Origin of the sequence: Halanaerobium salsuginis (assembly GCF_900114545.1) — a bacterium.
Taxonomy (GTDB): domain Bacteria; phylum Bacillota; class Halanaerobiia; order Halanaerobiales; family Halanaerobiaceae; genus Halanaerobium; species Halanaerobium salsuginis.
On sequence record NZ_FOTI01000013.1, the window covers coordinates 25,225 to 39,573 of the forward strand.

At 32.5% G+C, this 14,349-nt stretch carries 11 protein-coding genes; all 11 read right to left on the minus strand.

The annotated features are described in order from the left end of the window. Positions 1-56: 56 nt before the first annotated feature. Positions 57-1,178, minus strand: a complete 1,122-nt coding sequence (locus BMZ74_RS05930; protein ID WP_089861012.1) for an ABC transporter permease — start codon at positions 1,176-1,178, stop codon at positions 57-59. Positions 1,179-1,208: 30 nt separating this feature from the next. Next, positions 1,209-2,198: an ABC transporter permease gene (locus tag BMZ74_RS05935; RefSeq protein WP_089861014.1), complete on the minus strand. Its 990-nt coding sequence runs from the start codon at positions 2,196-2,198 to the stop codon at positions 1,209-1,211. Between the two features lie 24 nt (positions 2,199-2,222). Then, on the minus strand, positions 2,223-3,248 hold the full coding sequence (locus tag BMZ74_RS05940) for an ABC transporter ATP-binding protein (protein ID WP_089861016.1): 1,026 nt from the start codon (positions 3,246-3,248) through the stop codon (positions 2,223-2,225). A 2-nt stretch (positions 3,249-3,250) separates the two neighbouring features. Continuing rightward, positions 3,251-4,255, minus strand: coding sequence for an ABC transporter ATP-binding protein (locus tag BMZ74_RS05945; protein WP_089861018.1), 1,005 nt, complete (start codon positions 4,253-4,255; stop codon positions 3,251-3,253). A gap of 119 nt (positions 4,256-4,374) precedes the next feature. Then, a complete protein-coding gene (locus BMZ74_RS05950) occupies positions 4,375-6,285 on the minus strand; it encodes an ABC transporter substrate-binding protein (protein ID WP_089861020.1) in 1,911 nt (636 codons plus the stop codon). Positions 6,286-6,563: 278 nt separating this feature from the next. Continuing rightward, entirely contained in the window at positions 6,564-7,850 is a 1,287-nt protein-coding gene (locus tag BMZ74_RS05955) for a glycoside hydrolase family 28 protein (RefSeq protein WP_089861022.1), read from the minus strand. A gap of 235 nt (positions 7,851-8,085) precedes the next feature. Then, positions 8,086-9,012 (minus strand): pectinesterase family protein, encoded by a 927-nt coding sequence (locus BMZ74_RS05960; protein ID WP_089861024.1) that lies wholly within the window; start codon positions 9,010-9,012, stop codon positions 8,086-8,088. A 28-nt stretch (positions 9,013-9,040) separates the two neighbouring features. Beyond that, positions 9,041-9,877, minus strand: coding sequence for an AraC family transcriptional regulator (locus BMZ74_RS05965; protein WP_089861026.1), 837 nt, complete (start codon positions 9,875-9,877; stop codon positions 9,041-9,043). Positions 9,878-9,911: 34 nt separating this feature from the next. Beyond that, positions 9,912-11,906 carry an FAD-binding protein gene (locus tag BMZ74_RS05970; RefSeq protein ID WP_089861028.1) on the minus strand — a complete coding sequence of 665 codons (1,995 nt, stop codon included), beginning with the start codon at positions 11,904-11,906 and terminating at the stop codon, positions 9,912-9,914. After that, complete coding sequence (locus BMZ74_RS05975; protein WP_089861030.1) at positions 11,893-13,275, minus strand: hypothetical protein; 1,383 nt, start codon at positions 13,273-13,275, stop codon at positions 11,893-11,895. The genes BMZ74_RS05970 and BMZ74_RS05975 overlap by 14 nt, the downstream gene beginning before the upstream one ends. Before the next feature lie 12 nt (positions 13,276-13,287). After that, positions 13,288-14,340 (minus strand): dienelactone hydrolase family protein, encoded by a 1,053-nt coding sequence (locus tag BMZ74_RS05980; RefSeq protein ID WP_089861032.1) that lies wholly within the window; start codon positions 14,338-14,340, stop codon positions 13,288-13,290. Between the last annotated feature and the right edge of the window lie 9 nt (positions 14,341-14,349).

Sequence of the window (14,349 nt, forward strand, 5' to 3'; positions counted from 1 at the left end):
AGAAAGACAGGGCATAATTTGAAATATTTAATTATTAATATAAACTAACTTAAATTTTAGCTTGAAAAAGGATCAGCTGCATCTCTTAATCCATCCCCCAGAAAGTTGAAAACTAAAATTGCTACAATTATAAATAATGCTGGGGTAAATAACCAGGGATGTAGGGCAATTGATCTAACATTTTGAGCTTCTTGAAGTAATACTCCCCAACTTGTCATGGGAGCTCTAATACCAAGACCAAGGAAGCTAAGTGAAGCTTCTCCTAAAATCATTGATGGAATCGATAAAGTAGCTGAAACTATTAACTGACTCATTGCATTAGGAATTAAATGTTTACGCACAATCCACCAGCCTGTAGAACCGGAAGCAACTGCTGCAGCAACAAAATCTTCTTCTCTTAGTGACATTATTTTCCCTCTTACCATTCGCGCTAAACCAGTCCAGCCTAGAAATGCTAGAATAACAACTATTCCAATATAAATGCGCAGCGAAGACCAGTGAGCTGGTAAAGCTGCTGCTAGAGTCAACCAGAGTGGAATTCTGGGAAAAGATTTAAAAAATTCAATTACTCGCTGGATAATATTATCAACAACTCCACCTACGTAACCAGAGACTGTTCCTAAAATAGACCCAATAATTAAACTAATCAGGGGCCCCAACAGACTAATTGATAATGACACTCTTCCCCCTAAAATAATATGTGTTAAGAGGTCTCCTCCATTTTCATCTGTACCTAAGAGATATATTTGACCTTCATTTACTCCAAATAGATGCAGATTTGTTTTAAATAAACCCATAAATTTATACTCTTCACCTTTATGTAAGAAGTCGATATAACATTTTTGATTCTTATCTAATTCATACATTCTCTGTAAAGTTTCTGGATCCATCGATGCTTTGTAACCATATACAAAAGGAGCTGTAAGACCATCTTCATCAAAAATATGAATCATTCTTGGAGGAGCTGTAATATGCGAATAATCTTTTTGCTCTAAAGTATATGGGCTAATAAACCCACCAAATATTACCATTAGATAAAATAAAATTACAACTATACCGCCGATAACACCTAATTTATTTCTCTTAAATTTTCTCCACATTAACTGCCTTCTGCTCAGAATTTGGGGAGATTCTTCTATTTCATCAATAACATTATAATTAGTTGTTTCTGTTTTCATTACTATCCTCCCTCACCTTAAAAATAAATTTTAATTATACTGTATTCTAGGATCAACAAACCCCAGAACTATATCAGCAATCAAATTACCTACTAATAACAAAATACACTGAAACAGTAAAACTGTCCCTGCTAAATACATATCCTGAGATTTCAACGCACTATAAATTATTGGCCCTAATGTGGGGAGGGATAATACTATCGAAACAACAGTAGATCCAGAGATTAGCTGAGGCAATCTCATTCCAGCCCACATTATAATAACATGTAAAGCATTACGAACAGCATGTTTATAAATTACAACATTCTCTTTTAATCCTTTAGCACGAGCTGTACTAATATACTGCATATTTAACACATCAAGTAAATTAGCCCGCATTGTTCTAATTACACTAGCAGTTCCGGAAGTTCCTAAAACTACTACTGGAATCCAGAGATGTTCTAATAAATCAATAAATTTTGCTATACTCCAGGGTGCTGTTACATACTGCTCGGAAAATAAGCCTCCCAGGGAAGGTAATCCAAATACAAAATAACCGACATACATTAAAATAAGTGCTAACATAAAGTTAGGAATAGATAAACCAATAAAACCAAGCACAGTCCAGAAGTAATCACCAAATGAATATTGATGAGTTGCCGAATAAATACCAATCGGTATCCCAACTACTATCATAAAAATCTGAGTTGAACCAGCAATTAAAATTGAAAATCCAATATATTCTTTAATAATAGACCAAACACTTGCATTATCATATTGAAATGAATTACCAAAATCTAGAAAGATAAATCCTTTGACCCATTTCCAATACTTAACATAAACTGGCTGGTTTAAGCCATAACGTTTTTCGAGTTTAGCAACTCTTTCTCCACTAATAGTTTCTCCCTGGCTGGATACCAGAGCTACATATGAATCAAGATAGTTACCAGGTGGTAACTGAATAATAAAAAATATAAACATAGAAATAAAAATTAGAACTGGTATCATAACTACAATTCTTCTAAGAATATAATTAAACATATTTAACTCCCTTCATTATAGAAATTAGTAACGGCTTTTTACTGATTCAAGCTCTAACTCGTCTCTAAAGTGGCAGGCAACATAAGATCCTGTTTCAGTAGTTGGCACTAATTCTGGTTCTTCCTGATGACAAACTTCTTTGCTATATGGACATCTAGTGTTAAATTTACATCCCAGCGGTGGATTTGCTGGATCAGGTACTGTTCCTTCTAAAGCTACTCTTTTTTTATCTGAAAAAGGATCTCCAATTGCAATTGATTTTAATAATGCTTCTGTATAGGGATGACCTGGATTCTCATATAATACTTCCGAATCAGCTACTTCTACAATTTTACCTAAATACATTACCATTATCCGATCACTTATGTATTCAACTACTCCAAGATCGTGAGCAATAAAAAGATAAGTAAGACCTAATTCTTTTTGTAAATCAGCCAACAAATTTAATACCTGGGCCTGAACTGAAACATCAAGTGCTGAAACTGGTTCATCACAGATTATTAATTCAGGATTTAAAGCAAGTGCTCTTGCTATACCAATTCTCTGGCGCTGACCTCCACTAAATTCGTGCGGATAACGATTCATTTGATAACTATTTAAACCAACCTGTTCTAATAGTTCTTTGACAATTTCTGTTCTTGCTTCTCTATTTTTTCCTATTTTTTGGACTGTTAAAGGTTCAGCTACAATATCTCTAACTGAAAGACGGGAATCGAGGGAAGAAAATGGATCTTGAAAAATCATCTGAATGTTACGACGCAGTTTACGCAGTTCATCACCTTTTATTTCAGCAAGATTCTTTTTTATTCCTTGATCATTATAAACTACTCTACCTGCTGTAGGCTCTAATAGCTGTAATAGAGTTCTTCCTAAAGTAGATTTTCCACAGCCACTTTCACCAACTAAACCTAGTGTTTCACCTTTATTGATAAAAAAGCTAACATCATCAACAGCTTTAACATGATTAACAACTTTTTTGAAAAACCCTTTTTTAATTGGAAAGTATTTTTTTAAATTATTAACTTCTAAAATTTTTTCTTGTTTAGTCAAAACTATTGTTCCTCCTTCCTATAAAGCCAGCACTTAACTTTACAATCAGCTACTTCAAATACAGGTGGTTCTTCTGTTTTACAAATTTCCATGGCCCGGGGACACCTATTATAAAAATCACAGCCCACTGGTAAATGAAGTAAATCCGGAACAGATCCCTCAATTGGTTCTAATCTCTGATTACGGCCAATAACTGGTCTTGATTTCAATAATCCTTTTGTATAAGGATGTTTTGGTTCTTTAAATAAACTTTTAGTATCTGATTTTTCAACAACCTTCCCAGTATACATTACCATTACTTCGTCAGCTACATCTCCAATAACTCCCAAATCATGGGTTATAAACATAATTGACATATTCATATCTTGTTGCAGCTGGTCCATTAATTCTATTATCTGAGCTTCAACGGTTACATCAAGAGCAGTTGTTGGTTCATCTGCAATTAATAAGCGAGGATTACAAGATAATGCCATTGCTATCATTGCTCGCTGCCTCATCCCTCCACTAAATTCGTGGGGGTATTCGTCAACTCTATTTTGTGGTGCTGAAATACCAACTTTAGCTAACATATCAATTGCTCTTTCTCTTAATTCTGCTTTACTCGAATAATCTTGATGTAATTTAATAGCTTCAATGATTTGATCACCTACCGTATAAACTGGATTTAAAGATGTCATAGGTTCTTGAAAAATCATTGCTATTTCATTACCTCTTATTTTTCGCATTGTTTCACTATCATGATCAAATTTAGTAAGATCAATTTTACTACCATCTTGATAATAGTAATTTATTTCTCCTTCGGCAATATATCCTTTTGGCCGGGGCACTAAATTCATAACTGACATTGAAGTCATACTTTTGCCACAGCCGCTTTCACCAACAATTCCTAACGTTTTACCCTTTTCAATGGAAAAGCTAACACCATTAACGGCTTTTACTATACCATTTTCTGTGTTAAAAAATGTATGCAAATTATTTACATTTATAACACAATTAGTAGAACTCATAAAATTCAACCTCCAAATTTCTCATTAAAAATTAAATCTCTTTCAGGTAAAGCAATTTAATCTCGAATTTAATTGGCCTCCCCATAAAGAGAGACCAATTAATTTTATGATTAATATGCTTAATTTTGAGCAGACTTATCAATAAAGAACTGATAAAATTCACTAGGTCCAAAATAAGCTCCATAATCCCAACTTGCAAGTGCAGTTTCGGGAACATTATGCACATAATTTTTCTTAATTACAAATTGAGGAGGTAGCCCATTTGTTCCTATCATCCAGACATTTTCAGCGTGAATATCAAATACCTGCTGCCAGAGTTTAATTCGCTTATCCTGATCTTTAGTAACCTGAATCTCATCATAAAGATTCATTAACTTTTTAACAACTGGGGTAGGTTCTTCTCCCTGTTTACCATTAGATTCGTACCATCTAGCATATAGGGGAGCCCACCAATTACCAAAAGAATATGAATTACTTACAGGTACATAGTTATAAGGGAAAGTAGGCGACCATGAAGCACCACCAATATATGCCCAGGGTAATTTATTTGCATCTCTCCGGGTATATTGCAAGGTTTTTTCGAGAGATTTATAATCCATATCTATTCCAATATCTTTCCAGTAATCCTTTATCATATTCATTGTCCTTGGTAAATTAGGATCTTCTCCAATATAAATAGTAATGTGGATTGGTTTGCCATCTTTTAATCTAATTCCATCTGAATCACGTTCTGTAAAGCCAGCCTCATCTAATAATTTATTTGCTCTATCAGGATCATAATCAGCATAGGCTCTAGCCCATTCCTCTTTAAATCCTTCCCACTGGGGATAGACAGTTGCCTGACGAGAAACTGATAAACCTTTCATAGCCACTTGATTAAGTTCGGGTCTGTTAATTGCAAGTGATAAAGCTTGCCGGAATTTTTTGTTATTATTCAACTCTCTTAACCAGTCATCACCTTCATAAGTAATGTTTGGAGCAAAAGTTGGTAAAGAAGGAGTATTACGCTGCCATTTCAGCACTTTATAATTACCTTTTTCTTCATTATTTTTATAAAGAGTAAAATTACCTCCCATCAACTGCCTCATCTGCAGATCAGCTGCTCCAGATATTACCTGCATAGAAAGAACTTCTTTATCTGAAACTATTTTAAGAACAACTTCGTCAAGATATGGTAACTGATTTCCTGCTTCATCTACTTTATAAAAATAGGGATTTCTTTTATAAACAAATCTATTGGCAGGTGGTTTAGTAACAGGAATCCAGGGTTCTATTACTGGTAAGTCTGGATTTCTGAAAAATTTCTTGGAGTTTTTAGATTCAAATAGTGCAACCCAATTATCAAAATCAGAGTTTTCTATTTCTTTTTTCAAAGCTGCTGGATCAGCATAATCAGCATGAAATTTCTTTAAATAATGAGCTGCTGCATAAGGTTTACGGCCTGGAAAAGCAAGTTTTTGCAAAAAATAAGGGTTAGATGCTGCAAAAGTAAATCTAACTGTATAGTCGTCTATTTTTTCAACTTTTGGCAGCTGATCTTTTATCTTAAGCCAGGCACTTCCAGACTCTGGTACTAACTTTTCATTTTTTACTATATCATTAAACCAGAATAAAACATCATCTACTGTAAATGGTGCTCCATCTGACCAGCGAATTCCTTTTCTTAGATGAAAAGTATAAGTACTTAAGTCATCAGAAACATCATAACTTTCTGCCATATCTGCTTTGATAGTTAATTTTTTAGTATAACGAACAAAATTAATATTATTATAAAGGGCCATCAGTTTAGGATCATCAGTACTATTTGTGGCCAACCAGTTTAGAGTTCCCCCATAATCTCCTATCCTATCTTGAACTTTGGTTATATAGGGGTTTTCTGGTAATCTTTCATCAACTGGTGGTAATTCTCCATTCTGTACCTGCTTGTCTAAAATTGGAGCTTGATTATAAGCAAAAACAAAATTAGAGCTTAAAAGTATTATACTCATTAAAATTAATAATAAACATATATTTTGTTTTAATAATTTCATTTTAAATTATCCTCCTTTTAAATTATAATTATTTTTAAATAAATTTATTAATTTGTAAAGAAGTTAAATTTTTTACTACACCTCCTTATTAAAAATACCGCTAGCTTATTTAATTATTGGCTTGTTTAGCTTGCTTATTTTTGTGATATTAATAAAACATTTCACAAACTTATTATTCTAAAATACTTTACTATACTATGGTATCAAATCATTAATTTAGATTCTTAACAAATATTAAGTTATTTTTTATCTTTATACAATTATTTAGGTCAAAATATTTATTGAGCAGTTATTCCTAAAAATTTAGCTTTTTTGCCATTTGAAACTTCAAATTTTGCTCCAGCGACGCCTTTAATCTGTACATTATCAAAGATAATATTTTGGTAATTATTACAATAAACTCCTTTTAATTTTTCCGGCATAAGATTACTCATCATAGCAGCTTTAAATGGTTTAGCAGCTTTACTCATTGTAATAGAAACATTATCAAACCAAATATCCTGCAGGGGACTTTCTGGTAATCCCTGTAAAAATATTGCTCGACTTTTGACCTTGCTGGCTCGAATATTATTAAAATAGATATCTTTAAAAACTGGTGTAAATTCAGTTAATTGCTGGTCTGCTTCTGCCTGTACAAAATCAGATTTTCCTCCTGCACCACAAAAATAATATAAATTCATAACAATAGGTACATATACTTCAGACATGACAAGGTTGGCTGCTACAATATTTTCTACAACCCCTCCCCTGCCACGTCTAGATTTAAGTCTAATACCACGATCAGTATTATTAAAAATACAATTGCTAATTGCTACATTTCTAACAGAACCACTCATTTCACTGCCAATAACTACTCCCCCATGACCATGAACCATTGTACAATTAGTAATAGTTATATTTTTAGAAGCAATTAATTCCTGACTTTTTTCTGTACCTGACTTAATTGTAATACAATCATCACCAACATCGATATGACAATTAGCAATATGGACATTCTGACAGGAACTAGGATTAATTCCATCTGTATTTGGAGAATCGGCTGGATTTCTAATTGAAACTTTTTCAATGGTTATATTTTTTGATTTGAGAGGATTTATTGTCCAGGCAGGTGAATTAATTATTTTAATTCCTTCAATTAAAATATCTTCTGCATCAACAAAAGATATGGTACGAGGACGGGGATATTCTAATTTATTATCTAGAAAATTATCCCACCATCTTTTACCTTGACCATCAATTATGCCACGACCACAAATAGTTACATTTTTAATATTTTTACCATAAATAAGAGGGCTATAAACTAAACAATCTTCTCCTTCCCAACGGTGCTTAATAATTTTATGATCAGCTGGATTATCACTAAAAATTAAGCTGGCCCCAGCTGAGATATTTAAAACTAAATTATCTTTTAATTCAACTGTACCAGTTAAATATTTACCGGCTGGAAAATATAGTTCACCTCCCCCTTCTACCTGACATTTTTCAATTAAATGACTCAAGACTGCTGTATTTAACTTTTTCCCTGTTCGATCTGCTCCAAATTCTACTACATTATAGACTGTCATTTTTTTTACTCCTTATCATTTACTCATAAAATTATAATCTGCTTTCTCAAAATAATTTTAACAAAATAAAACTAATTAATGCTTAACATATTTTTAGTTTTATTGATATATTTAACTTTATTTATTCTCAAATATAGCAGCTGTAAATAAAATCTATAAAAAAACTAGCCAGTAAAATTTTACTGGCTAGTTTAATTTACTCTTTATTTTATTTAGTTAATTAATGAGGTGATATTTATTTGATCTGTGGTTTCCAATCTTTTAATACATCTTTTATAGTAAATTCCTGTGCCTGTTTTTCAGTTAAAGTTCTCCGGGAGGAATTAGTTACTGCACCTGGCCCATAATTATTATATTCAAATAGTCTTGCTTCTGCCGGACTAAATCCTGACATCTGAGTCCAGCCTGTCTTTTTAATATGCTTTCCTAATTGAGAATCCCTAATTACTACAGCAGCAATTGCATCAGGATCACCGCCAGGGTGCCATGGTCTACCTAAATAAACTGTATCAGCAGCTGTATCAGCTGTAAATTCACAGTCAATGAAGAGAAACCCATAGGCATCATTAATTGAAGTACTGGCTGCAGTTATATAGCCATTAATATCCTTATTTCTATCTAAGGAATGAATCTGACAATTCTCAAAAACAGCCTGAGCTGCACCAAATATAAAATCAACATCTCCTTCAATATAGCAATCACTAAAATATTGTCTTCCCTGATTAGCATAAAGAGTATCTTGATGGCCCAGAAAGCGAACGTTTTTGAAAACCATTTTGTCTCCCTGAGATTTAACTGCTACTGCTTGTGAACCATCATCTTGATATTGATCACGCAGATGAGTATTAGCAAATGTTAAATTTTCAGCCTGAAAGTTATCAGCATATAAAAAAGCAGTAGAACTACCAGTAGTTCCATATTTAGTGCCATCTTCTTTTAATTTACCATTAAAATTATCATAACTAATTACAGTTTTAAATTTATCTTCACCTATCAGTTTAATAAATTGTTTTTCAGCTGGTATATTAATAACTTCTCGATAAATTCCCTGCTTAATAAATATTTCAATTGGATAAATATTATTTTCTGGTATTTTATCAATTGCAGCCTGAATTGTATTAAAATCACCTGTCTTATCTTTTGCAACAACTAACTTACTCATTAATTTTTTTGCCCCCAATTTAATTGATTTAATTATATAAATAGCATTTTTTATATTCAGTTGGTGTAAAACCAGTTATTTTTTTAAAAGTTCTACCAAAGTGGACTAAATTATTATAGCCAACTTTCTCTGCAATTTGAGTAATATTTTGCTGACTATTTAATAATAAATTTTGTGCTGCCTTTATTCTAGTATTATTAATATATTCAGTAATAGTATAATCACTTTTTTCCTTAAATAAATGACTCAAATAACTGCTGCTATAAGAAAATTGGTCAGCTAAATTGCTTAATGATAAATTTCTATAATAATTTTGATCAATATATTTCATAATTTCAATGATTTTAATGTGATATTTATTCTCAGCTTCACTTGTTTCTTTACCACTTAAATAACGGTTAATATAAATAAGCAGCTCAATTAAAAGTGTTTTTAAATAAATATTCTGGCCCGGTTGTGCAGAATTATTTTCCATCTCCATTTTAGCAAAAATATTTTCAATAATAATTCTTGCCTGTGAATCAAACTGGATAATGTTTATATTTTTAGTAAAAGAAGAAAGCAAATTATAATCTTCATGGACAAAACTCCCTAGAGATGATTCTTTAAATTTGATTAACATTCTATTAAAAGATTGATTTCCTTCATTAAAAGTTTTATGCTGTTTATATTTATCTATTAAAATTAAATTACCTTCTTTTACTTTAAATGTTTTATTTTTTATATCATAGACTCGATGACCTTCTTTTAAATAATATATTTCATAAGCATTATGATAATGTACTGTTTTCATACCATTATCACTAATTAGATGTTTTTTTTCAAAGCTCAATTCTTCCTGTAGAACTTCAGCTTTACAGACCATTATCAAATCTCCTCCTCATCTCAGCGGGTTAGTCTTAAATAATCTGATCCGCTAAATAATCACTCCACACCTTTTCAAACCAATTATCAGCAGTTGGAATTTCTCGAACTGGGCGCCATTTAAACTCAAATTGATCATTATTATAATTAACTTCCTGGATGAGATCTGCCATTTTATCCTCATCTAAACTAAATCTAAATTTTTCAGCTAAATCTGCTAGAGGTAATTGACCATCTGGATCTTTAATTAAATAAGAACCACGACTTTTTCCTCCCTGTTCAATATAATTTTTAAAAGCTGTTAAGTAAACATATTGAGCCAGAAGTAGATCATAATTTTGAAAAGCAAATTTAAGGTCTTGATAAGAACTAAGTTTACTCTTTTGAGCCAAATTATCCAGATCATCTTTACAGTCTTCTAGAGCTTTTTTTAGTTCAGCTAGAGAACGAATATGTGCTCCTACCTGACTCATGCGCTGACCAATTTTCTGTCGAATTTCAATTACATTAACAGTGGTTGAATTTTTAATACTTGCAACAAAAGAATTAGCTAGCTTAAGCTTGTCTTTTAATTGCAGCTCAGTTTCAGAAATAAAATCAGCTAAAGAAAGAGGCTTTCCTTGATAACGAGCCGCAATATATTGAGCTGCTCTGGTACTGCCAACTTGACCCGAATTTAAGGCTGTTCCACCTGGTCGATAAATTCCATGACTGCCATTTACCTCACCAACTGGGAAAAAGTGCTTTAAATTACTTTCCCACCATAAATTAGCAGCAAGTCCACCATTATTATGCTGTGCACAAACCGCTATTTCCAGCATTTCAGTTTTTAAGTCTATATTATGCTGCTGATATAAATCAATAGCCGGTTGATTCATTTTGGCTAATCTTGTAATTGGTGTGCCAAAATCAGCTTCTGAATTAATCAGATATCTAGCTGCTTCTTCTCCCAGCAAATCAAAGTTTAGCTTACCAGACTGAGAAGCAAACTCTGCATTTTGACGATAATCAAGCCAGACGCGTCTTCCTTTAATTACTGTTTCGTGATAGACTAAGATATCAATCAATGATGAGCCATAATTTGACACTTTACGGGGATCAAAGGGCCATTGATAGCCCTTCAAAAAAATTGCATCAAGCATCTTGCCAGGATCAGAAAAATAATCTGCTAAAAATTCTCGTCTATTTTTACCTTCCTGATCAGTTGAAATGTAAGTAGGTAACACCTGTTGATAAGTTCCTGATAAATTCCAGCGAAATTTAGTTGATGCAATTCCATACTGCCATTCAGTTAAATTTTTCCCAGAAACCCCTGCCTCAAAAGCAAGTCCAGAAGCACCTGTCTGACTACCGGGGTAAACTGAGGTTTTATAAAGCCCGGCCGGACCACCTGTTGCATAAACTATATTCTTAGTGTTAAATAATGTAAATATTTCTTGACCATCTGTTAAATTATTTTTATTAAGTGTTAATACTCCAACTGCTTTTTGCTTTTTTTGGTCAGTTAAAACTGCAATAACTTGATAATTATCAAAAATTTTAATTTCTTTATTTTTAACTTCTGCTTCTAATTTTTCTGTCATATAATGAGAAGTCAACGGCCCAGCAGAAGTTGCACGTTTTCTCGGATCATGATCAGTTTTATAACCTACATATTCTCCATAAGTATTATGCGGAAAAGGAACTCCAAGCTCAACTAGATTATAAAAAGAACGCGCTGATAGAGCAGCTTCCACTAAAGCAAGATCTCCATCCATACTACCCCCAGCAAATAAAGTCCGGGCCATCTCTAAAACCGAATCATTTTCTCCTCCACCAAGAGTTAATTTATAATATGTTTGTTTATCAGAACCAGTATTACGGGAAGTTCCCATTTTTAATCCTTCTGTCACAACTGCAATATCTTGCTGACCAAAATTATGTAGGCGCAAAGCAGCATTCAAGCCTGCTGCACCAGAACCAATAATAATTGTATTTAAAGAATAAACTTCAAAAGTATTTTCTCCTATTTCTAATTTACTTTGCTTCATCTTTTCCCTGCCTTTCTAAATTAAATTTATTTTCAGCATAAATAATTTTTAAAATCTTATTCTGTTTAATATGCCAGGAAATTGTAACAGCATCAGCAGTTTCTCCAATTGTAATTGCTAAAGCCGCTATTATAGCTGCATTTAAGTTTGTATTTATAGTTAATATGATGAAACTAACAACAATAAATACCAAGCCTACTGTTTTCGCAACTGCAATAATAGCAGTTTGCTGTCTTCTCATCATTATTCCCCAGAAAATTTCTCGAAAAGCTCTAATAATCGGAAAAAAAACAAAAGCAAGAATAATTTTTTTAACTAAAATAGAAATTTGGGGATTAACTGCAATCAATTTAATTAAGATAAAATCTCCAACTGGAGTTAAAGATATTATTAGAAAAATTAAACTGGCTAATCCTCCTACAATAAGGGAAAATTTTAAAATTATCTGCCAATTAAAAGCATTAAGATCTTCACTATAGACTAAAGTACATTGATGCAGCATATCAAGGGACCCGACAAAAATCATTACTAAAGTCCAGCTTACTCCATAGGCAGCCAAATTGACAGTACTAAAACTATTTCGAATAATTCCTGCCTGAACAATTGGCTGCACGAAAGGAACTAAAAAAGCCATAATTGCTATTGGAATAAAAAATTTTAAGATTGCTATAAAACTAATTCGATAATTATTATTAGATAAATCAGCTATTACAGATTTATAATTGCCATAACTATGCCGTAAAGCAAAAAATATAAAAATAGATTCGATTGTAATACCCAACAGCCAGACTAAGCTAGCTGCCTTTATACCAGAAATAATTGGGTTTGCTGTTACCCAAATTAAAATAAAAGCAATACAGATAATTCTAATTGTAACTCCTGGGGTTATCAATTTTGTTTTTTTTAAACTAATAGTTAATCCCTGAAAAATATTGCGAAAAGATTCTACCAGCGGGATAAAAGCCATTATCCGGAGAGCCTGATAAGCAAAACTAATTTCCCGAGCTGTTTTTAATCCAATTAAATCACTTAAAATTAATTTGCCTAAATTAGTATAAGATAAAATTGAAATTAAAGAAAAAATAAAAAAACCTAGCCCAAAAAGAAAAGTACTAACTAATCTAAAACTCTGCTGATCATTAACTAAAGCTGTTACAGTCTGACGAGCCATATGTACAGGTGATTTAATTATATTAGTTATTCCTTTAGCAACTGCATAAACTGCTATCGTTATTTCAGGATAAGGTAAACGGGCTAAACTTGCATTAACAGCATTATGTGAAATACCAATTATAATCGGCATTATTGCTAAAGGCAGAAAAAATAGAGCCAATTCCTGATATGAAATTATTTTTTGCTGATCTGCCATTAAAAATGCTCCTTAATTAAATTTATTAAAAAACTCTATTGCCGGGCCAGCTTGAACAGCATGAGAACCCTCAATTAAACTAAAATCTAGCTTATTACTGCTGTGAAGTAATTTATATGCTTTAGCAGCTATCTGCTCAGCTTTTTTAGCTGATTCAATTGGAAAAAGTTGATCATGAACTGCTGCCTGTAATAATAATGGCTTAGGAGCAATAGCAGCCAGAATATCTGGTAATTCAGCATAATTAAGAATACCCGGCAGATAATTATCCAGACAATGTCTTCTGGCCATAATACTATCTTTATAAAATGATGGATATCCACTAACCATAACTGCATTTATTTCTGGTAAAAAAAGAGCTGCCAAAATAGCAATTGGGGCTCCACCAGAAAAGCCTACACAATTAATCTCAGTTAATTCAAACTCATCATTTTCAGTTAAATATTTAACAGCACTCATTAAATCCAAGAGGCGGAGCTTAGCAGTTGTCTGTCCTAAAAGCAAAAGTTGACTGCTAATTCGATAACAAGAGTTAGCTGTTCTATCTTTTTTTAATTCAGGATCAGCTAAATAATCATCTCTTAACCTGCGATCTCCAAAGCCAATCAGCTCAGGCAGAATGACAATATAGCCTGCTTTAGCAAATTCAACTGCCAGGTCATTATGACAGGTAGACTGATCTAGTTTTTCACCCCGGGCATTTAGACCAACAGCCTCTCGAACTCCATTGCCATGACCATGTGCAATAACTACTGCTTTTTGATTAAAATTTTTTATTTTAGGAAGTAGCAAATAAGCAGGTAATTCCAGATAGTCTTTAACTTTATATGAAATTCTTAATCTTATATAGTCAGTTAAAACTTCACGGTTAAGTAAAGTAACAGCTTGATCAACTTCTACTTGATCTGGTAAACCACCAATTACTTCTGCTAATTTTGCTTTCAAGTTTTCCCGCCATAATTTCCATTCAATTAAATTGGCAGCTTTAAAAATAAATTGTCGTTCTTTTTTTTGATAAAGCTTTTCCAGATAGATATCAGGAGAGAAGTCTTTATTTTTTTTCATTATTAGCCT